This window comes from Burkholderia sp. Bmkn7, assembly GCF_041103175.1.
Lineage (GTDB): Bacteria > Pseudomonadota > Gammaproteobacteria > Burkholderiales > Burkholderiaceae > Burkholderia > Burkholderia cepacia.
In genome coordinates this window covers 635,647-662,641 of sequence record NZ_JBGCUH010000001.1, presented here as the reverse complement: position 1 = coordinate 662,641, position 26,995 = coordinate 635,647, and the positions used below count along the sequence as shown (strand labels likewise).

General features: G+C 64.1%; 21 protein-coding genes and 1 pseudogene. 16 read left to right on the top strand and 6 right to left on the bottom strand.

Annotation, left to right across the window (positions count from 1 at the left end; all coding sequences use genetic code 11):
* Positions 1 to 321: 321 nt before the first annotated feature.
* The 7 genes from AB3K92_RS02850 (at position 322) to AB3K92_RS02820 (ending at position 10,392) form a co-directional block, all read left to right on the top strand.
* Positions 322 to 1,386, top strand: a complete 1,065-nt coding sequence (locus AB3K92_RS02850; RefSeq protein WP_330770807.1) for an efflux RND transporter periplasmic adaptor subunit — start codon at positions 322 to 324, stop codon at positions 1,384 to 1,386.
* On the top strand, positions 1,383 to 4,553 hold the full coding sequence (locus tag AB3K92_RS02845) for an efflux RND transporter permease subunit (protein ID WP_369464412.1): 3,171 nt from the start codon (positions 1,383 to 1,385) through the stop codon (positions 4,551 to 4,553). Before AB3K92_RS02850 ends, AB3K92_RS02845 begins: the two co-directional genes overlap by 4 nt.
* Complete coding sequence (locus AB3K92_RS02840) at positions 4,553 to 6,019, top strand: efflux transporter outer membrane subunit (RefSeq protein WP_059587735.1); 1,467 nt, start codon at positions 4,553 to 4,555, stop codon at positions 6,017 to 6,019. Before AB3K92_RS02845 ends, AB3K92_RS02840 begins: the two co-directional genes overlap by 1 nt.
* 129 nt (positions 6,020 to 6,148) lie before the next feature.
* Positions 6,149 to 7,483, top strand: a complete 1,335-nt coding sequence (locus tag AB3K92_RS02835; protein ID WP_059587536.1) for a paraquat-inducible protein A — start codon at positions 6,149 to 6,151, stop codon at positions 7,481 to 7,483.
* 39 nt (positions 7,484 to 7,522) lie between these two features.
* Complete coding sequence (locus tag AB3K92_RS02830) at positions 7,523 to 9,118, top strand: intermembrane transport protein PqiB (RefSeq protein WP_059587535.1); 1,596 nt, start codon at positions 7,523 to 7,525, stop codon at positions 9,116 to 9,118.
* Positions 9,115 to 9,816: a membrane integrity-associated transporter subunit PqiC gene (locus AB3K92_RS02825; protein ID WP_059587534.1), complete on the top strand. Its 702-nt coding sequence runs from the start codon at positions 9,115 to 9,117 to the stop codon at positions 9,814 to 9,816. The genes AB3K92_RS02830 and AB3K92_RS02825 overlap by 4 nt, the downstream gene beginning before the upstream one ends.
* Positions 9,817 to 9,897: 81 nt before the next feature.
* On the top strand, positions 9,898 to 10,392 hold the full coding sequence (locus AB3K92_RS02820) for a TetR/AcrR family transcriptional regulator (protein ID WP_369464411.1): 495 nt from the start codon (positions 9,898 to 9,900) through the stop codon (positions 10,390 to 10,392).
* A 146-nt stretch (positions 10,393 to 10,538) separates the two neighbouring features.
* On the opposite strand, the gene AB3K92_RS02815 is transcribed toward AB3K92_RS02820, so the two are convergent.
* Positions 10,539 to 11,288, bottom strand: coding sequence for a TetR/AcrR family transcriptional regulator (locus tag AB3K92_RS02815; RefSeq protein WP_059492792.1), 750 nt, complete (start codon positions 11,286 to 11,288; stop codon positions 10,539 to 10,541).
* 148 nt (positions 11,289 to 11,436) lie between these two features.
* Here AB3K92_RS02815 and AB3K92_RS02810 point away from each other — a divergent pair, with 148 nt between their 5' ends.
* From AB3K92_RS02810 to AB3K92_RS02780, 7 genes are all read left to right on the top strand, one after another.
* Positions 11,437 to 11,745: a hypothetical protein gene (locus tag AB3K92_RS02810; RefSeq protein WP_059492793.1), complete on the top strand. Its 309-nt coding sequence runs from the start codon at positions 11,437 to 11,439 to the stop codon at positions 11,743 to 11,745.
* A 12-nt stretch (positions 11,746 to 11,757) separates the two neighbouring features.
* Positions 11,758 to 12,828, top strand: a complete 1,071-nt coding sequence (locus AB3K92_RS02805; protein WP_059492794.1) for a VOC family protein — start codon at positions 11,758 to 11,760, stop codon at positions 12,826 to 12,828.
* A gap of 36 nt (positions 12,829 to 12,864) precedes the next feature.
* Entirely contained in the window at positions 12,865 to 13,821 is a 957-nt protein-coding gene (locus tag AB3K92_RS02800) for a fumarylacetoacetate hydrolase family protein (protein ID WP_059492795.1), read from the top strand.
* Positions 13,818 to 15,812, top strand: coding sequence for an acyl-CoA synthetase (locus tag AB3K92_RS02795; protein WP_059587532.1), 1,995 nt, complete (start codon positions 13,818 to 13,820; stop codon positions 15,810 to 15,812). The genes AB3K92_RS02800 and AB3K92_RS02795 overlap by 4 nt, the downstream gene beginning before the upstream one ends.
* Positions 15,813 to 15,927: 115 nt before the next feature.
* Positions 15,928 to 16,665 carry an OmpW family protein gene (locus AB3K92_RS02790; protein ID WP_059492797.1) on the top strand — a complete coding sequence of 246 codons (738 nt, stop codon included), beginning with the start codon at positions 15,928 to 15,930 and terminating at the stop codon, positions 16,663 to 16,665.
* A 55-nt stretch (positions 16,666 to 16,720) separates the two neighbouring features.
* Positions 16,721 to 19,699 carry a molybdopterin-dependent oxidoreductase gene (locus AB3K92_RS02785; RefSeq protein WP_059587530.1) on the top strand — a complete coding sequence of 993 codons (2,979 nt, stop codon included), beginning with the start codon at positions 16,721 to 16,723 and terminating at the stop codon, positions 19,697 to 19,699.
* Positions 19,700 to 19,709: 10 nt separating this feature from the next.
* Entirely contained in the window at positions 19,710 to 20,579 is an 870-nt protein-coding gene (locus AB3K92_RS02780; RefSeq protein ID WP_059492799.1) for a 4Fe-4S dicluster domain-containing protein, read from the top strand.
* 262 nt (positions 20,580 to 20,841) lie between these two features.
* Here the strand turns inward: AB3K92_RS02780 and AB3K92_RS02775 are convergent, their stop codons facing one another.
* The 3 genes and pseudogenes from AB3K92_RS02775 to AB3K92_RS02765 all read right to left on the bottom strand — a co-directional run bounded on the left by AB3K92_RS02775 (position 20,842) and on the right by AB3K92_RS02765 (position 23,074).
* Positions 20,842 to 21,468 (bottom strand): hypothetical protein, encoded by a 627-nt coding sequence (locus AB3K92_RS02775; RefSeq protein WP_369464410.1) that lies wholly within the window; start codon positions 21,466 to 21,468, stop codon positions 20,842 to 20,844.
* A pseudogene (locus AB3K92_RS02770) lies at positions 21,468 to 22,248 on the bottom strand (RHS repeat-associated core domain-containing protein); the annotation flags it as partial. The gene AB3K92_RS02775 and the pseudogene AB3K92_RS02770, both read right to left, overlap by 1 nt.
* Positions 22,249 to 22,750: 502 nt before the next feature.
* The gene (locus AB3K92_RS02765) at positions 22,751 to 23,074 is read right to left on the bottom strand and encodes a hypothetical protein (RefSeq protein WP_155631441.1); all 324 of its coding nucleotides are present in this window, start codon (positions 23,072 to 23,074) and stop codon (positions 22,751 to 22,753) included.
* 184 nt (positions 23,075 to 23,258) lie between these two features.
* Here AB3K92_RS02765 and AB3K92_RS02760 point away from each other — a divergent pair, with 184 nt between their 5' ends.
* Entirely contained in the window at positions 23,259 to 24,701 is a 1,443-nt protein-coding gene (locus AB3K92_RS02760) for a sensor histidine kinase (protein ID WP_042973854.1), read from the top strand.
* 13 nt (positions 24,702 to 24,714) lie between these two features.
* Here AB3K92_RS02760 and AB3K92_RS02755 read toward each other — a convergent pair whose 3' ends face one another.
* On the bottom strand, positions 24,715 to 25,188 hold the full coding sequence (locus AB3K92_RS02755; RefSeq protein WP_059587526.1) for a thioesterase family protein: 474 nt from the start codon (positions 25,186 to 25,188) through the stop codon (positions 24,715 to 24,717).
* A 244-nt stretch (positions 25,189 to 25,432) separates the two neighbouring features.
* Between AB3K92_RS02755 and AB3K92_RS02750 the strand changes: the two genes are divergently transcribed.
* A complete protein-coding gene (locus AB3K92_RS02750) occupies positions 25,433 to 26,371 on the top strand; it encodes a response regulator (RefSeq protein WP_048027182.1) in 939 nt (312 codons plus the stop codon).
* A 150-nt stretch (positions 26,372 to 26,521) separates the two neighbouring features.
* On the opposite strand, the gene AB3K92_RS02745 is transcribed toward AB3K92_RS02750, so the two are convergent.
* Entirely contained in the window at positions 26,522 to 26,956 is a 435-nt protein-coding gene (locus AB3K92_RS02745) for a Fic family protein (RefSeq protein WP_330770774.1), read from the bottom strand.
* Positions 26,957 to 26,995 lie beyond the last annotated feature (39 nt).

The following is a 26,995-nucleotide window of genomic DNA, read 5'->3' as shown; positions in this document are numbered from 1 at the left end:
ACGCGCAGGCGGCCCCGTCGGCACACTCGGCGGCCATCGTCGTGCGCAAGCCGTGTCATGTCGGCAATCGGAACGATCTGCGCCTTAAACATCGGAGTACTGATTGATCGTCATGCGCACCGTCGGCGGAGACGCCCGCGCGCGCCTGCATAAACCGGGGTGACCCGCCGTGGTCGCCGAACCATTTTCAGTTTGACCCTCACTTGTCTTGGAAACATCGTGAAATCACCCGGACTTGACGCGCGGACTTCAACGCGCCCGTTTCTGACACGCATCGCGCCACCGCTTCGGCGCGCCCCGATCGCATTCGCCTGCTGTGCGATTCTTCTCGCGGCTTGCCACTCGCACGAGGCCCCGGCGCCCGAACTGCAACCGGTGGTCGCGCTGCCGGTTCATGCGGACACTGGCGCAGTGCAGCGCGTGCTGCCCGCGCAGGTTCAGGCGCGATATTCGACGCCGCTGTCGTTCCGGGTCGGCGGCAAGATCGTCGAGCGGCGCGTGCGAATCGGCGACACCGTCAAGGCCGGCCAGACCCTCGCGATGCTCGATCCCGCCGATCTGCACAACACGTTGCTGAACGCGCGCGCACAGCTCGATGCCGCCGAGCATCGCGTCGCCTATGCGAAGCAGCAACTGGATCGCGACCGCGCGCAGGCTCAGGCCAACCTGATCGCGCCCGCGCAGCTCGAGACAACGCAGGACGCGTATGAATCGGCGGTCGCGCAACGCGATTCCGCGCTCGCGCAAATGGCGCTCGCGGGCGATCACCTGCGCTACGCGACGCTGGTCGCGGATCACGACGGCGTCATCACGTCGGAGGATGCCGATACCGGGCAGAACGTCGAGCCCGGTCAGGCGGTGTTTCATCTGGACTGGAGCGGCGACCTCGACATCGTCTGCGACGTCGCGGAGCGCGACCTGCGCGATCTCGCGGTCGGCCGCACCGCGCACGTCAGCCTGACGGCACTGCCGGGCAAGGTGCTCGACGCACGCGTGCGCGAAGTCGCGGCGGCCGCTGATCCGCAAAGCCGCACCTGGCGCGTGAAGCTGACGCTGGTCGCGCCGGGGCCGGACGTCCGCTCCGGGATGACCGCCAGCATCTCGTTCGACGGCGCCGCCGACACCACCGCGGACCACGCGATCACGCTGCCGGCCACCGCACTCTTCCATCGCGGCGAAGCGCCGGCGGTCTGGGTCATTCGCAATGGCAGCGACACGCTGGAACTGCGCCCGGTGACGGTCGGACGCTACGACGAGCGTACGGTCACGGTCACGTCCGGCCTCGCGGAAAACGAGCGTGTCGTGATGCAAGGCGTCCATACGGTGAGTACCGGCCAGCACGTGCGCGTCGTGCCGCCGCTGCATGCGGAGGACTTCGCATCATGAACGCTCCAGAACACCGGTCCTCGATGGACGGTGCGCTCGGCGCACAAAGCGGTGCCGCGTCGCGCGACGACGGCGGTTTCAATCTGTCGGCATGGGCGCTGAAGCATCAGCAACTGGTGATCTTCCTGATCGGCCTCGCGACGATCTTCGGCATGATCGGCTATACGCGCCTCGCGCAATCGGAGGATCCGCCGTTCACGTTCCGCACCATGGTGATCCAGACCTATTGGCCGGGCGCCACGGCGCGCGAAGTGCAGGAACAGGTCACGGACCGGATCGGCCGCCAGCTCCAGGCCGCGCCTTACGTGGACAACATCAAGAGCTATTCGCGCCCCGGCGAGTCGATGATCTTCTTTGCGATGAAGGATTCGGCGCCGGTCGACCAGGTGCCGGAAACCTGGTATCAAGTGCGCAAGAAGGTCGGCGATATCCGGGCGACGCTGCCGAAGGGCACTGTCGGCCCGTTCTTCAACGACGAATTCGGCGACGTCTACACCAACATCTATGCGCTCGAAGGCGACGGCTACTCGCCCGCGCAACTGCACGATTACGCGGACAAGCTGCGCACCGTGCTGTTGCGCGTGCCGGGTGTCGCGAAGGTCGACTACTTCGGCGACCCCGCCCAGCACGTATTCGTCGAGATCTCGAACGCGCAACTGACGCGGCTCGCGATCACGCCGCAGCAGCTCGCGCAGGCCATCGATGCGCAAAACGCCGTCGCACCGGTCGGCACGATCACGACAGCGGACGATCGCGTGTTCGTGCGGCCGAGCGGCGCGTTCAAGGACACGCAGGCGCTCGCCGACACGCTGATCACAGTGAACGGCCGGACGTTCCGGCTCGGCGACGTCGCGAAGGTCACGCGCGGGTACGACGATCCGCCCGTCACGCAGATGCGTACGAACGGTCACGCGGTGCTCGGCATCGGCGTCACGATGCAAAAAGGCGGAGACGTGATCGACCTCGGCAAGGCGCTCGACGCGAAGGCAGCCGAGCTCCGGGCCGGCTTGCCGGCCGGACTGAAGCTGGCCGCGGTGTCGAGCATGCCGCATGCCGTCAAGCACTCGGTGGACGATTTCGTCGAAGCGGTCGGCGAAGCCGTCGCGATCGTGCTCGTCGTCAGCCTCGTGTCGCTGGGCCTGCGCACCGGCATGGTCGTCGTCATCACGATTCCGATCGTGCTCGCCGTGACGGCACTGTGCATGCACGTGTTCGGCATCGGCCTCGACAAGGTATCGCTCGGCACGCTCGTGCTCGCGCTGGGGCTGCTGGTGGACGACGCGATCATCGCCGTCGAAATGATGGCGGTGAAGCTCGATCAGGGTTGGAGCCGCGCGCGCGCGGCGGCCTTCGCCTACACGAGCACGGCGTTCCCGATGCTGACCGGCACGCTCGTCACGGTATCCGGCTTCCTGCCGATCGCGCTCGCGAAATCGAGCACCGGCGAATACACGCGGTCGATCTTCGAGGTGTCCGCGATCTCGCTGATCGTGTCGTGGTTCGCGGCCGTCGTGCTGGTGCCGCTGCTCGGCTACCACATGCTTCCCGAGCAGCAGCATCACGACGCTCATGCACATGGGCAGGACGTTTATGAAACGGGCTTTTACCGGCGGCTGTCCGGATGGATCTCGGCGTGCATCGAGCGCCGCTGGGTGGTGCTGGGCGTCACGGCCGTGCTGTTCGCGATCGCGATGGCGGCATTCACGCGCGTGCCACAGCAATTTTTCCCGAACTCGGAGCGCCCCGAACTGCTGGTCGACATGCGTTTGCCCGAAGGCGCTTCGTTCGACGCGACACTGCGTGAGGCCACGCGGCTCGAGAAGGTGCTCGACGGTCGGCCTGAAATCGATCACGTGGTCGATTTCGTCGGCACCGGTGCGCCGCGCTTCTACCTGCCGCTCGACCAGCAGCTCCAGCAGCCGAACTTCGCGCAGTTCGTGATCACGGCCAAGGACGTCGAATCGCGCGACCGCTTGTCGCATTGGCTCGAGTCGACGCTGGCAAGCCGCTTCCCGACCGTGCGCACGCGCGTCGCGCGCCTCGAGAACGGGCCGCCCGTCGGCTTTCCGATCAAGTTCCGCGTGAGCGGCGACGACATCGCGACCGTTCGCGGCATTGCCGAAAAAGTCGCGGACAAGATGCGCGCCGATGCCCGCACGCGCAACGTGCAGTTCGACTGGGACGAGCCGGCGGAGCGATCGGTGTCGTTCGAAATCGATCAACTGAAGGCACGCCAGCTCGGCGTGACGTCGGAAGACGTGTCGAGTTTCCTCGCGATGACGCTGTCCGGCTATACGGTCACGCAGTATCGCGAACGCGACAAGCTGATCGACGTCGACCTGCGCGCGCCGAAGCGCGAACGGATCGACCCGTCGCAGCTCGCCGGCCTGGCGATCCCGACGCCGCACGGCCCGGTGCCGCTCGGCACGATCGGCCACGTGCGCGACACGCTCGAATACGGCGTGATCTGGGAACGCGACCGCCAGCCGACCGTCACGGTGCAGGCCGACGTTCGTGGCGAAGCGCCGAGCATCGGCGTGACGCGCGCCATCGACGGCACCCTGGCGACGCTGCGCGCCACGCTGCCGACCGGTTACCGGATCGAGATCGGCGGTGCAGCCGAGGAGAGCATGAAGGGCCAGACGTCGATCAACGCGCAGATGCCGCTCATGATCATCGCGGTGCTGACGCTGCTGATGATCCAGCTCAAGCGCTTCTCGCGCACCTTCATCGTCGTGCTGACGGCTCCGCTCGGCCTGATCGGCGTGGTCGCTGCGCTGCTGCTGTTCGGCAAGCCGTTCGGCTTCGTCGCGCTGCTCGGCGTGATCGCGATGTTCGGGATCATCATGCGCAACTCGGTGATCCTGGTCGACCAGATCGACCAGGACATCGCGGCCGGGCAGCCACGCTTCACCGCGATCGTCGGCGCGACCGTGCGCCGCTTCCGGCCGATCATGCTGACCGCTGCCGCCGCCGTGCTCGCGCTGATTCCGCTGCTGCGTTCCGGCTTCTTCGGTCCGATGGCGACCGCGCTGATGGGCGGCATCACGGTCGCGACGGTCCTGACCATCTTCTTCCTGCCGGCCCTGTATGCGACGTGCTTCAAGGTGCGCCGCGACGAAAGCGAGTCGCGCGCGATGGACGTCGCGTCCTCGGAGACATGCTGATGAAATTTCCCCTTACCACATCGGTGCTCGCCGCGAGCGCGGCGCTCTGCCTGAGCGGCTGTGCAATGGCCCCGAGCAGCACGCCGCCCGCGATGCCGTCGCCGGCGCACTACGGCGCGACGCCCCAGGCGCCGCGCACCGCCGAAGCGGCAGGCGTCGCGCAGCAGTTCGACGTCGGCGCCGCGCCCGTCCCGCAATGGTGGCGCCTGTACCGGTCCAGCGCGCTCGACGCGCTGGTCGACGAAGGCCTGCGCGCGAACCCGACGCTGGCCGCGGCGGAGAAAACGCTCGCCGCCGCGCAGCAGGAACTGCGTGCGCAGATCGGTGCAACGACGCTGCCGTCGATCGACGCGAACGCGCAGGTGGCCCGCACGCGCACGCCCGACATCTCCGGCGCGGGCGCGCAAAGCCTGCGCTACAACGTCTTCGTCGGGCAACTGCAGGCGCACTACACCTTCGACCTGTTCGGCGCCACGCGATATGCGAACGAGGCGAGCGCCGCGCGCGTCGACGTGCGCGGTTGCGAACTCGAAGCGGCAAGGCGTGCGCTGGCGGCCAACATCGTCGGCACCGCCATCCGCGCTGCGACGCTCGACCGCCAGATCCTGCTGACGGAGCGCCTGGTCGCCGTTGCCGAGGCATCCGCACTCGAAGACCAGCAGCGCTACGCGCTCGGCGCGGTGTCCCACGTGCAAGCGCTGGCGTCGACGCAGGGCGCGGCGTCGCTCGCCGCGACGCTGCCGCCGCTGCGCCAGCAGCGTGCGAGCGCGGTTCACGCGCTGGCGATCCTGCTGGGCCGCACGCCCGACGCGCCACCGCCGGTCCCCTCCTTCACTGGACTGTCGCTGCCGGAACACGTGCCCGTGGTCGTGCCGTCCGACCTGCTGAAGGCACGGCCGGACATCCGCGCGGCCGCGGCAGCCGTGAAGGCGGCATCGGCGGACGTCGGCGAGGCGACCGCCCAGTTGTTCCCGAGCCTGTCGCTCACCGCGACGATGGGGCGCGGCGGCTTCAGCTGGCCAGCGCTGTTGTCGGGCGCGGGCGGCCTGTGGGCCGTCGGCGCCGGGCTGTCGCAGCCGATCTTCCACGGCGGTGCGCTGCTGGCTCAACGGCGGGCGTCGCGCGATGCGTACGACGCCGCGGTGCTGCAGTACAAGGCGGCGGTGCTGTCCGCATTCGGCGACGTCGCCGATTCGCTCGCCGCGCTGGACAACGACGCGCAAGGACTGGCCGCGAACGAACTCGCGGCGCGCGCGGCAGGCGAGGCCTTCCACGAAACGGCGCAACGCCGCACATTGGGTGCCGTTCCGATGTCCGCGCAACGGTCGAGCGAACAGCTCTATCTGAACGCGGAACTCGATGCGGTGCGTGCCGCGAGCCGCCGGATGACCGATACGGCGGCGCTGCTGCAGGCAATGGGCGAACTGCCGCCCGCAACTGGCACGACGGTCGCGACTCGGCAATAGCCGCTGCTTGCATCGATGGACCGGCCGCGCGCCTTCGGGCCGCACCGGTCCGCAATCTCGAAGCCCGATGCCCGGCGTACCGTGCGTCGCGCGGCGCCGCGCCTTCATTACCCGCATGGTTGATTCCCGATGAAATCCGACAACCTGGTCGCCTGCCACGAATGCGACCTGCTGATTCAGCGTCCGCCGCGCCTGCGCGCGCTGACGGCGCACTGCCCGAGATGCCGCGCGCGCGTGAGCGGCGCGGCGCACGGCCGCCGCTCGCTCGACCGGCTGTGCGCATTGACGGTCGCCGCGCTGGTGACGTGTTGCGTCGCGCAGGCCTTTCCGATCGTCGCGCTCGATGCGGCCGGCATCGCGTCGCATGCGACGCTCGGTGACGCGGTTCGCGCGCTATGGTCGAACGGTCAGCCGCTGGTGGCCGCGCTCGTGTTCTGCACGACGATGCTGTTTCCGATACTGGAGCTGGCCGCATGGCTATACCTGCTCGTGCCGTTGCGCGCGGGCCGCGTACCGCGCCACTTCGCACAAGTGCTGCGCGGCATTCACCGATTGCGGCCGTGGAGCATGGTCGAGGTGCTGATGCTCGGCGTGCTCATCACGATTATCAAACTGACGAGCCTCGCACACGTGCTCGCCGGGCCCGCGCTATTCGCGTTCGCCGGGCTTACCGTGATGCTCTGCGTGCTGTCGACGATCGAACCGGCCCGACTGTGGGAAGCACACGACGAACTCGTCGCACTGCGGCCAGGCGATGCCGACCGTACGAAACCGCCCCGCCCCGACACGAAGCGACATGCGGCGCCCCGGGCCGCGGAAAGCAGCGGATCGGCGGACATGACGGCCCGCGCCGCGGGATGGATCGCCTGTCACCTCTGCGCGCGCTTGCAGCCGGCACACACATGCGGCGAGCGCTGCACGCGCTGCGGATCGCCGCTGCACGCGCGCCGTCCGCACAGCATCGCGCGCACGGGCGCGCTCGTCGCTGCCGCTGCGTTGCTCTATATCCCGGCGAACCTGTTGCCCGTCATGCACGCGACCTCGCTCGGCCGGGCCGAGGACGACACGATCCTCGGCGGTGTCGCGTACTTCTGGACGTCCGGCGACTGGGAACTCGCCGTCATCGTGTTCATCGCGAGTGTGCTCGTGCCGATGCTCAAGCTTGCGGCCCTCGCATTCCAGGCGATCGCCGTCCATCGCGGCGTGCAATGGCGGCCGCTCGAACGAGCCCGGCTGCATCGGCTGGTCGAGCGCGTGGGCCGCTGGTCGATGCTCGACGTATTCGTCGTCGCGCTCACGATCGCGCTCGTGCATTTCGTCTCGCTCGCCGACATCACGCCCGGCCCCGGCGCGCTCGCGTTCGGCGCCGTGGTCGTGCTGACCATGTGCGCGTCGATGCAGTTCGACCCGCGGCTCATCTGGGACGGCGCGCCCCGCCCCGCCGCCGCCCATCACCAACCTTGAACCGGCGCAAGCGCCCGCTTTATTTCGAATTCCAAAACGATGTCTTCTTTCGAATTTTCCCCGCCCGAGATCCGGCCGCGCAGCCGCTGGATCCCGTCTCTCGTCTGGATTGTGCCGCTCGTATGCGCGCTGATCGGGCTGTCGCTCGTGATCCGGACCGTCACCGCCAACGGTCCGACGATCACGGTCACGTTCGCCAACGCCGAGGGCCTCGAAGCCGGCAAGACCAAGGTCCGCTACAAGGACGTCGATATCGGCTCGGTCCAAACCATTACGCTCACCCCCGACTTCAAGCGCGTGGTCGTCGGCATTCAGCTGACGCACGATGCCGCGCGCTTCGCGAACCGCGACACGCGCTTCTGGGTCGTTCGACCGCGCGTCGGTGCCTCCGGCATTTCCGGCCTCGGCACGCTGCTCTCCGGCTCATTCATCGGCGCGGATCTCGGCCGCTCGCCGCAGAAACAGACCGATTTCACAGGTCTCGAGACGCCGCCTGCCGTCACCGCAGACCAGCAGGGCCGACGCTTTCTGCTGCACGGCGACTCGCTGGGCTCGGTCGACATCGGCTCGCCGGTGTTCTACCGGCATGTGCAGGTCGGTCAGGTCGTGGGATTCTCGCTCGACCAGGACGGTACTGGCGTCGACGTACAGGCGTTCGTGAAGGCGCCCTACGACAAGTACGTCAGCGTCAATACGCGCTGGTGGCACGCGAGCGGCGTGGATCTTCGGCTCGATTCGAGCGGCCTGAAACTCAACACGCAGTCGCTGGCGACCGTGATCGTCGGCGGTCTCGCGTTTCAGTCGCCGCCCGGACAAGCGGACGCGCCGCAGGCAGCCGACAACACGCCGTTCCGGCTCGCCCCCGACCAAGCCGACGCGATGCGCGACCCCGACGGCACGCCGCTGATGGTCGTCATGCGCTTCGACCAGTCGCTGCGCGGGCTGTCGGTCGGCGCGCCGGTCGATCTGCGGGGCATCGTGCTCGGTCAGGTCACGAACATCGGGATCGAGTACAACGAACACACGCGCAACTTCAGCATGAAGGTCGCGATGGCGCTGTATCCGTCGCGACTGAGCCGACACAGCGATACGGCGCTGCCCGCGCCCGATACGGCCGGCGGCCACGAACTGCTCGAGCACCTGGTGCTCCAGGGGCTGCGCGGGCAATTGCGTACCGGCAGCCTGCTGACCGGTCAGCTCTATGTGGCGCTCGACATGTTCCCGAAGGCGCCACACGCGAGCGTCGACGCGCGCCGCACGCCGGTGGAACTGCCGACCGTGCCCAACACGCTCGACGAGCTGCAGGTGCAGATCGCCGACATCGCGCGCAAGCTCGATCAGGTGCCGTTCGACCGGATCGGCAACAATCTGAACGGCGCGCTTGCGCATGCGAACCAGTTGTTCGGTCACCTCGATGAGCAGGTCGTGCCGCAGGCGCGCAAGACGCTGGCCGCCGCGCAACGCACGTTCAGCGCGGCAGAGTCGACGTTGGGGCAGAATTCGCCGATGCAGTCGGACGTTCATGAGGCGATGCAGTCGCTCACGCAAACGCTGCAGTCGTTGAATGCGCTTGCGGACTATCTGGAACGTCATCCCGAATCGCTGCTGTTCGGCAAGAAGGGAGAGCGGCAATGAAAGCGCGTTCGTTTGGTCGTCTCCGTATGCCGGCGCGCATCGCGACGTGCGTCGCACTCGCGGTGCTGAGCGCGTGCGCGTCGCCGCCGGTGCATTTCCATACCCTCGCGGTGGCGGACGATGCGGGTGCCGAGGCCGCCGCATCGCATCCCGCCTGGCTGATCGACATCCAGGCCGTGCACGTCGCGGCGCCTGCGGACGGCAACCGGCTCGTCGTGCAACGCGGCCCCGATCGGACCGACATCCTGGAGCAGGAGCGCTGGGCCGCGCCGCTCGGCGACGAGATGCGCGGCGGACTGTCGACGCGCGTCGCGTCCCGGCTCGGCACGATCGATGTTCATCACGTCGCCCACCCGGACGGCGCGCCCGTCTACCGGGTCGCGGTGGACGTCCAGCGAATCGAATCCTGGCCGGCATCGCACGTGCTGCTCGATGCGACGTGGAGTGTGAGTTCCGGGTCCGGACAGCCGGCGCTGACGTGCCGCAGCATCGTTCGGTCCGGTGCGTCGACGGGCTACGAAGCACTCGTCGACGCGCAGCGTCGCGCGCTCGATGCGCTCGCGCTCGGGATCGCCGCGGGCATTCGCACGGCGGCCGCGCACGCCGCGCCGCCGGCCGATTGCCGCGCGGGCGCATCCGGGCGCCCGATCGCGCCCCCCGCTGTCGATCGCGGCGCGCCGGACGCGCTCGACGATTGAATCGGCGCCATGACGACGCGACATTTCCCGCGGCGCGATATTGCGCCGCTTCAGCCCTTTCCACCGCACGGACAGCTCAGGATGAAACCCGCCCGCCTGACCCGCATGCAACGCCGGCTCGACACCCGCGAACGGCTCATCGCCGCCGCTCGCGAATGCTTCATCGCGAAAGGCTTCGCCGATACGACCGTCGAGCACATCGTCGAGCTCGCTGGCTATACGCGCGGCGCGTTCTATGCGAACTTCGGGCACAAGCGCGAGCTGTTGATCGAGATCCTGCGCCGCGACCGCCCGAAATTACTGACGAAAATGCGGCCGGCAGCGCATGAGCGCGAAGGCTCCCGCGCCGCCGGCTCCGCGGACATCGCCACCGGCTGGGAATGTTTCCCGCTGTGGGTCGAGGTTCACCTGTACGCGCTGCGCGATGCCGGGATCCGGCAGATCGTCGACCGGCTGCACGCCGAGCCGGCGCCGCCGGCTGCGGCGAGCGATACGGCAGACGTGTCGGAGTGCATGCAATCGGCGGCGAAATGGGCGGCTGTGCTCGGCGTCGCGCTGTTGCGTGCCGGTGAATAATACTCACCGCACGAAGAGCTGACCCGGGACACCGCGATGCGTGCGCCGGCTGAACGGTGCACGCCAAGCCCGGCGCCCGAGTCAGCTGACGGGTACCGCACGAGCGCTCGCGGTGGCTTGGCCGCCGCCTGCATCACCCCGTTGCGTCACTGTGCCGTCTCGGCCGTATCCACGACGGGCAGCGGCCGGCTTGCGATCTTCTCGGCTTCCGCACGCTTGAGCCCCAGCGTATGCAGCAGCGTCGCCGCCGTGCGTTCCGGAAAGTGCTCTCCGCTGAAGCCGAGTTCCTTCAGGACACCCGCTGCCGGTGCGCCCGGAGCGACGAAGTTGAGTTCGGCGGCAATCGCGGTCAGCACCGTACCGCCGACCGAAAGGAAGCCGACGAATGGGTCGGCGACCACGAAGCGCTTCTCGGCGATACCGCGCTCCATGTCCCGCAGCAGGCGTTGACCCAGGCCAAGCGTCAGCACGCGCGCCGAAAAGCCCTCGCGTATCAGGAAGTGCCCCCACACCGGCTCGCGCCGCGCGCGCATCAGCGTATGTCGCACCGCGACGGAAATGATCTCCGCCGGGTCGGACAAGCCGCTGGCCAGCCGATCGAGCGAATCCGCGAACTCCTCGAATACCGATTCCACGAGGGTCGCGTAGATCGCCTCCTTCGATTCGAAGTGGTTGTAGAACGAGCCGAAGCCGACGTCGGCGGCCTCGGTGATTTCGTTGATGGCGACGCCTTCCATGCCCTTCTCCGCCATCAGTCGGAGCGCGGCATCCAGCAGGCGGGCACGGGTCTCCCGCTTGCGGCGCGCGCCACGCGGCTCGCGCTCTTCGGCGACCGCGGGACTGGATGCTTCCGGAGCGGAGCGCTTTGGTGTGCGGCGGCTCGGTGTATTCGTCATGACGTTTTCGATCCTTGTTCGTGCCCAAGTATAGATTCAAACGTCTACATTGACAAAATCATCATCTATGATTTTAATGTCATCAAGGACGGCAGAACACGGCCTCAAGACCGATCGAACGACGAATGGAGATACGGTGGAGACACACATGCACACGGGCGCCAGCGCGTCCATTCACAACAGCTCGCACGCGTCGCAGAAGTGCGGGCTGCCTTCGATGCTCGGCGTATTGATCGCAGGATTCACGCCGGTCGGCGCCGCATCGGGCCATTTTTCGGCCAGTCACGGCACCGTCGGCGAGGCACGCCGCTCCCATGCGAAATCGACGATCGACCTCGCGACATTCGTGGTCCGGCCAGTGATGTCCTGCGACGGTGAGATTGCATGCCCGCCGTTGCGCGGCAAGCCCCTCGATGCGACGGCGCCTGCCCTCGCGATTGCCATTCGACCTGCCTGATTGTCATCCGCCATGAAACTGACCACCCCACAACCGGCTCGCCACCCGCACCCCACAACGAAGGCATCGGCGCTCGCCTATCTGATCTTCGATCGCCCCGATCTCGACGAAGCAGAGCACTTTCTCAACGACTTCGGTCTCCGAACGGTGCTGCGGGATGAGACGCAATTGCTGCTGCGCGGAACCGGCACCGCACACTTCTGTTATGTCGTTCGCCACGCGCCGAAGGCACGCTTCGTAGGCTTCGGATTGCAGGTCGACAGTCGTGCCGATCTCGAGGCGCTCGCCAAAATCCCTGGCGCGTCGGAAATCGAGGCATCGGATTGGCCAGGCGGCGGCCTCCGGGTGCGGCTCGCCGATCCGTCGGGTTTTCGGGTCGACGCGATTGCCGGCCAGACCCGGGCCGACACGTTGCCGCACCGTGCCGCGCTTTCATTCAACTCGGTCGACACGCCGTTGCGGATCAACGAAACGCAGCGGCCGCCGGCGAGCGCGCCCGAGGTCATTCGGCTCGGACACGTCGTGCTCGAGCTCGCCGACTACCAGGAAACCTGCGCGTGGTACACGCGGCATTTCGGGTTCATCCCCAGCGATGTCCAGGTGCTGCCGGACGGCTCACCCGCGGTTGCCTTCATGCGGCTCGATCTCGGCGACCGTCCGGCCGACCACCATACGCTCGCGCTCGCCCAGGGGTTCGCGCCGACTTATAGCCACAGCGCGTATGAACTGGTCGACGCCGATGCCGTCGGCATGGGCCAGCGCACGCTCCGGGACAACGGGTGGGCACACGCGTGGGGCATCGGCCGGCACATTCTCGGCAGCCAGATCTTCGACTATTGGCAGGACCCGTGGGGCGACAAGCACGAACACTATTGCGACGGCGACCTGTTCACGGCCGACGAGCCGACGGGCGTGCACGCGGTCAGCCGCGAAGCGATGGCGCAGTGGGGCCCGACGATGCCGCGCAGCTTCACGAAGCCCCGGCTCACGCCGTCGAGCCTCGCGGCGCTGTTCCGCAACCTGCGCCGCAGTCCCGATCTGACGGTCAGCAAGCTGCTGACCCTGGCGAAGCTGTTCGCCTGATCCAAAACCGCCCATTCGACTCACGAGAGATCATTCATGTCACTGCATGTCCTGCACTTCCGGCACCATGGCCGCGTCCAATGGGGCGTGGTCGCCAACGGCGCCGTCACGCCGATTCCCGGCGACTTCGAGACAACCGCGAGCTTTCTCGCGGCAAATCCGGTTGAACGACTCGTCTCGCTCGACGGACCGACGATTCCGGAGTCGGACGTGGAGTGGCTGTCACCGGTGACCGCCAACCAGCAGTTCGTTTGCCAGGGGGCGAATTACCGTCGGCACATGATCGAATCCGGCATGGATCCGGACGCGAAAAAGTTCAACATGATCTTCACGAAGGCGACGAGTTGCATCGTCGCCGCCGACTCACGAGTCGTGAAACCCCGGCACGTCCGGTTTCTCGACTACGAAATCGAGCTCGGCCTCATCCTCAAACGCGACATCACGTCTCATCAGCAGATCACGGACGCGAACCTGCACGACTATGTCGCCGGCACCGTGATCGTCAACGACTATTCCGCGCGCGATGTCCAGATCCCGCAGATGCAGTTCTACAAGGGCAAGAGCTTCCGGACATTCGGCCCGGTCGGTCCCTATCTGTGCCTGCTCGAGCGGCATGACTTCCCGAAGCTGAAGGCGCTCGACCTGACGTTGACCGTCAACGGCGCGGTGCGCCAGCACGACTCGACATCGAACCTCGTCTACGGTCCGGCGGAAACGTTGACCGAGTTGTCGGGCGTGCACGACCTTCGCGCCGGCGACCTGCTCGCGACCGGCACGCCGGCCGGCTGCGCACTCAGCATCCCGTCGCCGCTCAAGCAGCGAGCCGTCGCGCTTTTCCCCGAATCCGTCAAATGGAAGATGTTCATGAAGGTGCAGGCGGCGCGCGCACAGTATCTGAAGGCCGGAGACATCGTCGAAGCCCGGATCGCGAGCCGCGACGGAACGATCGACCTGGGCGTGCAACGTAACGAGATCGTGGACGAAGCAGCATGAACGGCATCGCGACCCAAGACGACGTGCTGGCGATCGAAGCGCCGGGCCTTCCGCCGGACCTTCCGGCCAGCACGTACGAGATGATCTGCGCCGGTGCGGCCATCGATCCGTCCGCCCCCGCCCTCTCCTTTTTCATGACCGCCGACGGGCACCGCGACGCCGAGTGCTGGACCTATCGCGAGCTGGTTCGCGACATCACGCGCACGGCCAACATGTTCGCGCGCCTCGGTGTGAATTCGCAGTCGGTGATCGCTTATGTGCTGCCCAATCTGCCCGAAACGCATTTCGTGATCTGGGGCGGACAGGCGACCGGCATCGTATGCGCGATCAATCCGCTGCTTGAAGGCGAAGCGATCGGTCAGCTGCTCAAAGCTGCCGGGGCCAGCGTGCTCGTGACGCTCGCGCCATTTCCCGGGACCGATCTCTGGCAAAAAGTCGCGGACATCCTTCATGAGGTCGAGCCGCTGCGGCATCTCGTGCTGGTCAACCTGGCCGATCGCGTGCGGGGCATGGCGCAGTCGGCGGCACGCACACTCCAGCACGACGCGTGTGCGCAGCTGTACGGCGATGGCGGTTTGCGCAGCGCCGTGCCTGCGCACATCCAGATCCACGACTTCGGTACGGCAATCGCGCACGAATCCGGTACGGTGCTCGACAATGCGCGCCGCATTCGACCCGGCGACATGTCCTCTTACTTCTGTACCGGTGGAACCACCGGGTTGCCGAAAATCGCGATGCGCAGTCACGGCAACGAAGTCGCGAATGCCTGGAGCGCCGGCCGGTTCTTCGGCGATAGTATCGGCCCCGGCAAGACGACTTTTTGCGGCTTGCCGCTCTTTCACGTCAACGCCGCGATGGTGACCGGCCTCCTGCCATTCTCGCGCGGTGCCCATGTCGTGCTCGGCACGTCGCAGGGTTACCGGGGCGACGGCGTCGTCAAACGCTTCTGGGAAATCGTCGAACATCATCGCATCAATTTCTTCAGCGGCGTCCCGACGCTTTATGCTTCGCTGCTCGACATTCCTGCCGACGATCATGTCATCGACTCGCTCGAATACGGCCTGTGCGGTGCCGCGCCGATGCCGGTCGGCGTCTTCAGGTCCTTCCAGGAAAAAACGGGCATCCGGATTCTCGAAGGTTACGGCCTGACCGAAGGAACCTGCGTGAGCAGCGTCAACCCGCCGAACGGCGAGCGTCGGCTGGGATCAATCGGGCTTCGCATCCCCTTCCAGGCGATGAAGGCGGTCGTCGTGGACGATGCGGGACGGTATCTGCGCGACTGCGCAGCCAACGAGGAGGGGTTGCTCGTGATCTCCGGGCCGAACGTGTTCACCGGCTACACGCGTGCCGACCAGAACGAGGCCCTGTGGCTCGATCTCGGCGACGGCAAGCGCTGGCTCAACACGGGCGACCTCGGCCGCTGCGACATCGACGGTTACTTCTGGCTGACCGGCCGCAAGAAGGAGTTGATCATCCGCGGCGGACACAATATCGACCCGGCGACGATCGAGGAACCGCTGCATCGACACCCGGCAGTCCAGATCGCAGCGGCGATCGGGCGCCCCGATGCCTATGCCGGCGAGTTGCCGGTCGCGTATGTTCAGCTCAAGCCGGGCATGACGGCTAGCGAACACGATCTGGAAGTGTTCATGCAGCAGGAGATCGCTGAACGCGCCGCCCTGCCCAAGCACGTCCGAATCGTCGAGGCGATCCCGCTCACCGGCGTCGGCAAGATATTCAAACCCGAACTCAAGCGCCGCGAGACGAGCGACGCACTCCGCGCGGCATTGGACCAGGGCGGAGCGCCAGGCGCATCAGTCGACGTCTCGACCAGTGATTCCGGCGGAATGTCGGTCTCGGTCGAGCTGAGCAATCCCGGGCTCGAGACTGCCGCGCGCTTCGTGCTGGGGCGTTTCCCGTTTGCGTTCTCGATCTCGTTCGCAGCGGAACCCATTCGCTCGTCCGGTCCGGCAGCGACAGATCTGCGGTGACGGAGGCGCGCGACTAGCCGCGACAATACAAACTTCGAGAGCGGCTCGTCACGATCAATAAGGCATCCAAATTAACTGTAATTATTTAATCAGTCCGAGACAGAGGAGACGCAAGATGAAATTGAGGCGGACGACGAGTTTCGCAGGTGCGATGGTTTGCATCTGCACGGCTGCACTTGCCGACAACGCAGATGCGCAGACGGCCGGAAGCATCACTACGTCGGTTGGATGGCTGCACGTCGCGCCCCAGGGCGACGCGACGCCCCTGACCGTGCAAAGTGTCGGCGGCGCAACGGTGAATCAGCAGATGGCTGGTACCGGGGCGCATGCCAGCTCGACGGATACGATGGGCATTACCACCGAGTACTACGTCACCGACAACATCGGTGTCGCCATGCTGTTCGGACTGCCACTGACAGTCAATCTGGTCGGTGATGGGACGTTGCAGAAGTACGGAACCCTCGGCACGACAAGGCCGATGCCGCCCGCCATCGAACTTCGATATCACCTGTTTTCAGCTGAATCGAAATTCCGTCCGTACGTAGGACTTGGCGTCAACTACACGTGGTTCACCCAGGTTCGGGCGACCAATCGCCAGTTCGTCACCGACAGCTTCGGGCCGGGCGGCTCGGCGCGCGCGACACTCAGTTCATCATGGAACCCGGTGTTCGAGCTCGGGGCGAGTTACGCGATGACCAAACATTGGTCGGTCGGTGCTTCCGTCGGCTACATGCCGGTGAAGACCCACCTCACGTTATACGGACAGACCGCGACCGGCACGCAGATCGTTTCCACATCGACGCTCCGACTCAACCCCGTCAACGTTTTCTTGAACGTCGCTTATACGTTCTAGCGGGTGCGTCCCGATGCCAGCCCCCCCGCATGGAAGCAACACTTTGGATCGAACGATGAAACGACAGGCTCTCAAGACCATTCTTTTTGCATTGCCCAAGGTTCTGGACCTGACGGCGCGCCGCTTCCCCGCCTATCGCGATCGCCTCAAGGAGCGCAATCTCGTCGCGTGGATCGGGCTCATGGATCAAAGCATCGGTCGCGCCATCGAGTTCAGGAATGGCCGCATTCGGTCGCGCGCCGGCAAGCATCCGCGGCCTGATGTACGCATGGCCTTCAAGGACGTCGCCACCGCCCTGAAGTTCCTTTCCCCGAACCCGGACCAGGGCGAGATCGTCCACGCCGCCAAGAACTTCAAGGTGGTCACCGAGGGCGAGGACGAACTGCTGGTTTGGCTCATGCAAACCCTGAGCATGATGCGCACGGTCGGCCTGACGATGGGCACGCCCATGCGCGACGGCACCCGACGCTACACCACCTGTACCAATGGCGGGCCCTTGTTCGTCTACGTCAAGGATGGCCGCATCGTCCGCGTGACGCCCATCGAGCTGGACGATACGGATGCGTCAAGCTGGGTGATCGAGGCACGTGGACGCCGCTTCAGCCCGCCACGGCGCGGACTGGTCGCGCCCCACGCGTTGACCCTCAAGTCGCTGGTCTACTCCGACAAGCGCATCCTTCACCCGATGAAACGGGTCGACTTCGACCCGGACGGCGAGCGCAATCCGCAGAACCGGGGCAAGTCCGGCTATGTGCGCATCAGCTGGGACGAGGCCCTGGACATCGTCGCCAAGGAGATCAACCGGCAGAAGCGGGTTCACGGCCCCGGTTCCATCACGTTCCCGATGTCGTCCCACCACCAGTGGGGCAACGTCGGCTACTACCTCAGCGCGCTGACGCGCTTCGCCAACCTGATCGGCTTCACCCGGGTGGCCGCGAATCCGGACAGCTGGGAAGGCTGGTACTGGGGCGCGATGCATCATTTCGGCAACTCGATGCGCGTCGGCGTGCCCGCCGGCTACGGCGGCCTCGAGGACGGTCTCAAGGAGGCCGAAATGATCGTCTTCTGGTCCTGCGACCCCGAAAGTACCAACGGGGCCTACGCAGGATTCGAGGGAACCCCGCGCCGCCTGTGGGCCAAGGAGCTCGGCATCGAGTTCGTTCACATCGACCCGCACTGCAATCCCACCGCACAGCTGCTGGGCGGCCGCTGGATCCCGATCCGGCCGCAAACCGATGCCGCGCTGGCGACCGCCATCATGTACATCTGGACCGTGGAGGGCCTCTACGACAAGGATTACGTCGCGACGCGCACGACCGGTTTCGACGATTGGAAAGCCTACCTGCTGGGCGAAACCGACGGTACTCCCAAGACACCCGAGTGGCAGGAAAGCGAGACCGGCGTGCCGGCCAAGGACGCCCGTGCGCTTGCGCGCCTGTGGGGGAAGAAGAAGGTGCATCTCGCCGTCGGGATGACCGGCGCGGGATTCGGTGGCGCGGGCCGCGGGGCGACCGGCGCGCAATGGGCGCGCTGCATGATCATGATGATGTCCATGCAGGGCTGGGGCAAGCCGGGGGTGAATTTCGGCTGCCTCGAAATCGGCGTCCCGCACGACCTCCAGTTCTACTTCCCTGGCTACGCGGACGGCGGCATTTCAGGCGACCTGGCGTGGACCGCCAATGCGGTGGACAACTACCAGCGCATGCCGCACATCCTGACCATGAATCCCGTCAAGCAAATGGTGCCGCGACAGCAGATGCCCGATGCGATCCTCAACGGTCACGCCACCGGTTATCTCTGGGACGGCATGTCCCAGGAAGCCCAGTTTGCGCCGTTCACCTACCCGATGCCCGGCTATTCGCCGATCCACATGATCTATCGCTACGGCGGATCCGCGTTCAGTACCGTGACGAATTCCGGACGCTGGACGCAGGCCTACCGGCACTCGAGCATCGAATTCGTCGTCAATCAGTCGATCTGGATGGAGGGCGAAGCCCAGTTCGCCGACGTCATCCTGCCCGCGTGCACTTCGCTGGAGCGTTGGGACATCGGAGAATGGGCGAATTCGGGCGGCTACGCCCACCACGGGTATGGCACGGTCAACCATCGCATGCTGACGCTGCAGCACAAGTGCATTGAACCCCTGGGCGAGTCCCGCTCCGACTACGACATTTTCACTGCCATCCTGACCCGGTTGGGCCTCGGTGGCATTTTCACCGAAGGCTGCGGGGATCTCGACTGGGTCAAGCGCGTCTTCGACTCGTCGGATCTGCCCGATCACATTTCGTGGCGCGAATTTTGCCGCAAGGGCTATTTCGTCGTGCCGCCCGAAAAGCCCGAGCTGCGCCATCCCGTGGACATGCGTTGGTATGCGGAAGACAGGAAGAAGGACCTGCCGGAACCTCATCCCCTGCCGTCGCAGTTCTCGGAACGGTTCGGCAAGGGCCTGCAGACGCCGAGCGGCAAGCTGGAGTTCGTGCCCGAGTTGCTGAAGCGGCACACAGCGGACAATCCGGAGCGACCACCGCTCAACCGATATATCCCCTCCTGGGAGGGGTTGCGCTCGGACAAGGCCCGGCGCTACCCGCTGCAGTTGATCGCTACCCACAGCCGCTACAGCTTTCATACCCACGGTGACGGAAAGAATTCCGCCGTGAACGGCATCGACGATCATCGCGCGCTGATCGCGGGGCACCGGTTCTGGCTGCTGAGGCTCAATCCGGCAGACGCCGCTGTTCGATGCATCGCCCATCGCGATCTCGTCAAAGTACACAACGACCGCGGCGCCGTGATCTGTGCGGCCGATGTCTCGCCCCTGGTGAACGCCGGAGTGGTGAAATCCTACGAGGCGAGCGCTGAATTTCAGCTGATCGAAATCGATGGCGAGCAAGTCGAGATCGGCGGTTGCATGAACATGCTGACCCCCGACCGGCCTCAGACCGCCGGCACCAGCAGCATGAGCCCGAATTCCTGCCTGGTGCAGGTCGAGAAATGGCGCGGTGCCGAGGCATTCATGCTCGGTCGCGCAGCGTGAGGAATTTCAAATGAGCAAGTGGAACCTGATTATCAAAGTCGGGCGTTGCGAGAATTGCCAGAACTGTGTGATCGCCGCGCGGGACGAGCACGTCGGCAATGACTTCCCCGGCTACGCGGCGCCCGCCTCGGCCAGTGCTGAGAGCCCCATCCGCATCCTGCGTCGTGTACAGGGTGCGTCGCACATGATCGAGACCACTTATCTGCCGGTCATGTGCAACCACTGCGACGACGCGCCCTGCATGCGCGCGGGCGGCAGCGCCGTTCGCAAGCGCGCCGACGGCATCGTCATCATCGATCCGGACAAGGCGCGAGGCCGAAAGGACATCGTCAAGGCGTGCCCTTACAAGGCGATCGTCTGGAACGAAGAGCTGCAACTGCCCCAGATCTGGATCTTCGATGCGCATTTGCTCGACCAGGGTTGGTCCCGCCCGCGTTGTCAGCAGTCGTGCCCCACCGATGTCTTCGAGACGGTCAAGCTCGACGACACGGCGATGGCCGAGAAGGCCAGGCGCGAGGGACTCAAGGTATTGCGACCCAACCTGAGCACGAAACCCCGCGTGTGGTATAGCGGCCTCGAGCGGTGGGAAACGTGCTTCGTCGGCGGAAGTGTCAGTGCCCAGGCAGGAGACGTGGTCGAGTGTGTCACGGATGCGGTCGTCGTCTTATATGCAGGTAATCGGCAGGTAGCCGAAACCGTCTCGGACGGCTTCGGCGATTTCCGGTTCGACGGCCTGGCCAGGGGCAGCGGCCTCTACAGAGTCCAAATCCGGCATGCCCGCGGCAATGCCTGGCGCGAGTGCAAATTGGGCGACAGCGCCTACCTGGGCGAGATCAGGCTCAGTCAGTCGACAAACGCCGTGGCGATCGAGTGTTCGTGATCCGAGCAAGGCTGGCCGCTGCGGCAATCGCACCGATCTCCGTAGCACAGCCCTCTCGTTTCATGAGAACTTCGCCGACCACAGCCCGGCGGCTACCGTCTCCGGTGAGCGGTTGCTCGTATAGCTACGCTCTTGTCATATGCGATTTCACCGTCATCATCGACTTGAACGAGAGGCTGAAATGCTTCATCCTGCCTCAAACCGTAAACGTCACTCACACATTGCCTCACATCCAAATCATAGCACCCAGATAAGTAGCGGCCTACGGTGCCTCACCCCAAGGGTCATAGGAATAGCTTTCATCGATCGGCGAAAAATCAATACCTTTCAATGCGCATCGCTCCACTTCCGACTTAAACCCCTGACTACATACCAGCTCCATTGTTTCGGTACATCTAAAAAGATTGCTAGCACAGTCGTCGCGCGGAATGAAGGTTTTGATCCAACTATACATTGGAGTCCCTGGAAACAACTTATTATCGGCGACCTCTTTTGTTTCCAGATCCCGGTCCTCGGAATAGTCCGACTTTTGTCGATCAAGCAGAGACTCATGATCTGCCGGCAAGAAAATTGAATACGCCTTATTACCCGCTGGCTTTCCACCCGCAACGATACCAATGGGGACCACCCTATATCTAACTCCCACTTCTTCACATGCAGCCAAAAACTCTTTTGACACGTAATTCGTTTGCGTTCCGTAGAAATCGAAATCAATCGAAATCGATGGATCTGATAGTGTGAAAATATATTCATGCTTTACATCGATGCCAAACGGATCAGCCACATACATCGGCCACTCCCATTCAGCACGGTTCAATTCTCCCGACAGGTATGGAGGGCAGCCTGGGTCTCCAGCGCGGTATTTAACAACAAAGAAACGTGCATTCATCAAAGTAACCTTCCCGTTATTGCATCAACCAAATATTTACCGGACTCCAATCCTTCTCTCGCCATATTTTGAATGCGCCCGACACCGAGCACAAGTTGCGTATCACTGAGACGGCTCGCCAGGAATTGTTGGTTAAGTTTCGTTAGCTCAGTTTCAATGGCCGCAGTGTATTGCCCGTGGTTCGACCAATGCCCTGGGAGCTCCAGCGTTTGAGCAAGCTTGGAGCTACCGGGCAGGAATATGCCATTAGACGCACCATCGCCATCGAATCCCATCCCGCGCAACCGGCTGAACATAGCCGCAAAGTCAGGGTGCTTCATGAGTTCTTCAGGAATCAGATGTTGGTTCGCCATACCATCATGCGGGCGAGCCCCCATATTTTCCCCGAGCTTTGTGGAACACCACCCCATCGGATCGACTCGGGTCAATGGGTTTGATGCGTACGGGTACAAATTGTCGCCGCCCACCAACCCAATCGGATCCTGATTGATGAACCGTCCCACGTCCGGATCATAGAACCGGAACGTGCGCCCCTGCCAGATCCGTATGGAAGTGATAAATCCGCGACGCGCGCTTTGCCGTATCGATCGCGGCCGCGGCCAGGGCCTCCGCGATCACCGCATCGACGCGGGCAGCCGGTGAGTACGGATCATCAGGGCTGTACACATAGCTGCTCACGCCTGTCTCGCGCACGTCCTGCGCGAGGCGCAAGCCTTCCCATACGAACCGTTTCGTCTCGCCGCGCAGTTTCACGCCACGCACGTCGAAAGTGGTATCGGTCACCGCCTCATTCATCGCTGGCGTCGTGGGTAGTACCGCAGGATGCGCGGCCGGGTGGGCCATCGGCGACACACTCGAAGAGAACGTCCTCGACAACTACTACTGCCTTGCATCCGATCACAAGTTGAGCGCTTTGCTGATGGTTTACTGGCTCCACACGAGGTAGCAGCTGCGACCATGTGGGCCACGTCGAAACTCCAACCACATAGACTTTCTGCGTCAAAGCGCACTTACATCCAAACCACACACATATATTTTGGCAAAAATCATGCCATATCCCAACCGCATAGATTTGCTTCCTCCACCAAGTCAAACGTGCTGAAGACGGAAATTCCGTGCGGTCGGAATTCTATGCGGCCCCAGTGCCCTATCGCCCGAAAAGCCGCTCCCCAGCTAGATCCGTATACACAGTTTTACTCCGGAGCACCATATTCGTGAAAATCGGTGTTAATGCATGGCCCGCGATGTTTACCGCAAGCGTGCATCCGCTATCCGGCTGACGTCATTTTTCCGTGACAAGGAACGCGGGTCCCCGGAAAGATGCATCGGGTCGGTCGATTATTCTGGATTTGTGTTCGATCAGCGCGATTGCTTCGAAAAATCTCTTGAAAATCGAGAACAGTTCATCCGCTGATCGAGCAATTGACTGCGGCAAATTGTTGCATTGCTCGAATTCCCGCTTCACCCGATCGGCCGCAGCATCTGTTACTGCGCGGTTCCCGGCATTTGTCACGGCGATAGTTCGCGCGATCGCAATAACGAATGCAATCGTGAATGCATGGTTCGCATGCGGCAAAGTTTTAGCCCATGGCCAGTTCCTGATCACGACGGCGATCGATTATCCTATTCAGGATCCGCCACGCGCACGATCCGCAATCGAGATGCGCGAAACCCTCGTGGACAAACCCGCCCGCGCTCGCTCGCCTGCCGCTGCGTGCTACTCTCGCAACCGGCACCGGCCAGGACAGTACAGTGGTGCGCGACCAGTGAACATTGTGGATTCACGCATCATGTACTCGATCTTGCCCGCGTTCGTCTCTGCGTTGTTTCTCGGGTTCGGCCTCTACGTGCTGGCCACCAAGGGCCTCACGCGGGTCTCCGTCCCGTTCGCCTTGATGTGCGCGGCAACCTTCGTCTGGCAGGGAACGTGGGCCTTCCTGTTCCAGACGACCGACGCGGACGTCGCCAACTTGCTGGTCAAGGCTGGCTATCTGTTCATCCTGTTCCTGCCGACGACCTTCTATCATTTCGTGACGGAGATCGTATCGCGTCGGGACGAGCGGCCGTTCATGTTCGCCTCCTACGGCCTTTGCGTGCTGCTGGCCGTGCTGCTGGTCACGGGCAATGGGGTCGTCGATGGATTCCGCCTGCATTTCTTCGGCCCGTATCCCAACGCGGGCCCCCTGCATCCGCTGCACGTCGTGCAGACCGTCCTCCTGGTCGGCCGCAGCGGCTGGCTCCTGATCGAGGCACGACGACAGACGCGCGCGCGGGATGTCCGGCAACTGCTCACGCAATGTCTCGTCAGCCTGGGCCTCTACTCGCTCGCGGCCACCGACTACGCGGTGAACTACGGCGTCGAGTTCTATCCGGTGGGCGTATTGTTCATCGCGATGAGTCTCGGGATTCTCGCGACGTCGATCGTCCGCTATGGCCTGATGGGCCCCTATCTCCTGGCCGCGACGGTCGCGCACGAAGTGGCCACGCCGCTGGCGGCGATCGGCCTGCACGCGGACGAGCTGCGCAACGTCCTGCCGGCGCTGCTGCGCGGGTATCGGCTGGCGGTGGAGCACCGGTTATGCGCCGACAGCTTGTATCCGGGGCAGCTGGACCGGCTGCCGACGCTCGCATCGTCGATCCGGCGCCAGGTCGATACCACGAGCACCGTTGTCGAAATGTCCCTGGCGTCCTTTACGCTGGACCGCCTCGATCGCCACGGCTTCGCGGCCTATCCGATACGGGCCTGTGTCGACGCCGCGGTGGATCGCTTTCCCTTCCGTCCGGGAGAACGCGACCGCGTGTCGGTCGGCGCGATCGATCCGGACCTCCGGTTCTCCGGAACCGACTCGCTCGTGATCTTCGTCATCTTCAACCTGCTGAAAAACGCCCTGTATGCGATCGACGCAAGCGGCCGTGGGCAGATCGAGATCGACGCGCATCGCAGCAACGGTTATTGCGTGGTGCGTTTCAGCGACACGGGCCCGGGCATCGCGCCCGAGGTGCTCCCTCAGATCTTCGACGCCTTCTTCTCGACCAAGTCGCACGGGTGCGGCGCGGGCATGGGCTTGAGCTTCTGTCGCCGCGCCTGCGAAGCGCTCGGCGGCGCCATCGCGTGTGAATCCATCCCCGGCGTCCGGACCACGTTCACGATTCGGCTGCCGGAGCCCGGCTCGCCGGCGGACCAGGCATTGCGCGATCCGCCGGCGCCCACCCGGCACTATCGCATCGGGTAAGGCAGTCTCACCTTCAGTTCGCGGCGGACGGCAGGATCAGTTCATACGCCTTGACGCGCTCGATGATGCCAGCCGGAAACCGGCTGATCCGCTTGTCGGGACCGGCGAACACGATCTGCTGGTACCCCAGCGACACCTGTCGCCCGTCGACGTAGAAGCGAAACAGCAGATACGCCGAACACTGCCGAACCTCGAACGTATTGAGGAAGCAGTCGACCCGCTGGAACGGAAAAGTCTCCTGAACGTATTCCTGATGCGCGCGCTTCGTCACGAACGAACCGCCGGCCGCCAGCAGGTTGTTGTGGATGCATTCGTGAAACCAGCGTTCACGGCACACGCCCTGCCATTCGAAGTAGCGTGCGAAATAGGTATTCATGAAGGCATTGGAATCCTTGAGGTAAATGTCGACCACATGGTGGAAGGTTTTTTCGGACTGATGTACCGTTTCGTTTGAAAGGACGTGAAGAATCGCGTCTTGCGTCAACATGGATAACTCCTTGAATCGCTACTGGCGGTAGCGGCGCATTCCTTCAACGAGAAGGAATGGCCAGATTCTCGCCGTGCAATTCTGTTGAGCGCTTTGGTCAATACATGCCAAATTAGTGGTTGACAAATGGTTGATGCAAATTCCACTTTCGCCGGATAATTGGCCCGGTCATGCAACGCGGCCGTCATTTTTGGAAACGCGTCTCCGTTATCGAATCTTTTTCTGCTGATTTATCGACACTCGTATGCAAACCTTCGTCAGGCAGCCGGTGCTTTATCCCGTGTCCGTGGTGTTTGTCGACGACAACCCGGATTTCCTGCAGGCGCTGCGGGGCGCATTTCCGGATGAACACCTGAACCGCTTTTTTACGCAACCCCGGGTGGCGCTCGACTTCGTGTCGTCGCGTGACGTGGAGATGCCGCCAACGGCCGCGGACTATTTCGGTGCGGAGAAAAAAGGCGGCAATGCGATCGGCGAGGATGCGCTCACCGATCCCGCCCGATTCGAGGCGGTGGGCGCGGTGGTCGTGGACTTTTCGATGCCGGAGGTCGACGGCATCCAGCTTCTTTCCTCCATCCGCAACGCAAATTGCATGAAAATCCTGCTCACCGGCGTTGCCGACGAGCGCGAGGCGGTGGACGCGTTCAACGCGGGACTGATCGATTGCTTTCTGAAGAAAACCGACGTCGAGATGCCGCGCAAGCTGGCAACCGTGCTGGACAACGCGAAACGCAAGCACTGCGCGGCTCGCGGGCACATCAGCCTGCATGAAGCAGGGTCGACCTACCGGGATCCGAGGATCGTCAAACTGATCGACGAGGTGGCCGCGCGGGAAGGCATCGTCGAATACTACTGGCGCCCCAATCAGGACGCGGTGCTGATGTTCGACGCCGCGGGCGCGCCAAGCGTATTTCTCGCCTGGAACGAGGAGGACTGGTCGTTTCACTGCGATATCGTGTCCGACGCGAACGGTCCGGCCGAATTGCGTCAAGGCATGGAGGCGCGCAGCATCATGCCGCTGTTCTGGCCATCGCAGGCCTATCGACCGGGCCTCGCCGACGTCAAATGCGCGGCGCCCCTGCCCGTTCCGGGATGGAACGGCACGTTTTACAGCTGGACCCGCCTGGACGATACGGCCACCGAACGCGAACTGCCCACGTTGGCAAAATGGCGTCACGCTTGACGGATCATCCGCCTGTCTTCAGTCAGGTCGTGCTGTCGTCGAGTCGGCAAGCACTCGATTTGAAGCAATCCCTGTCAATGTTGACAGTTATCGGCGGCGCCGACTTTTGTTTCAATAGCGCCCTATTCCGAGGGCCACCCACTATTCCAATCAGGTGGCACATTCATTCAGGGCAGGTATCAGAGGCGCGAAAGGGCCATTCAGCAAGCGACTGATACCGCTGAGTATTGTTTCAGGTGCCGTTTGGCAAGCCTTGGCGGATCTGGTTCGATCTACGCCGATAAAACGCAGCAAAATCAAGGCTCCCTGATATCCCCGCGCGACCTCTATCGGTCGGCGGCACGTTTCCGGATCCGGCGCCCATCGCGGTCGACCATCAATGAACGGATGGATCTTCGCGAATCGCGTGTGCAGCTCCGCCGCCCGCTCGACCGGATGCACGTCTCCAGCCGCTTCATACCAGTCGATCAGCGCGGCCATTTCAGCAGGCAGATGCATGAAATCCGGCGGGGTTGTACTCGCACCCGCGATCACCACGTTTTCGCGACGATACCGGCCTGCTTCTTCAGCATCGATGGCCTTCAACCATAGTCCCCGCCACCTGCTCCGGTCGGGCGTCGTTGC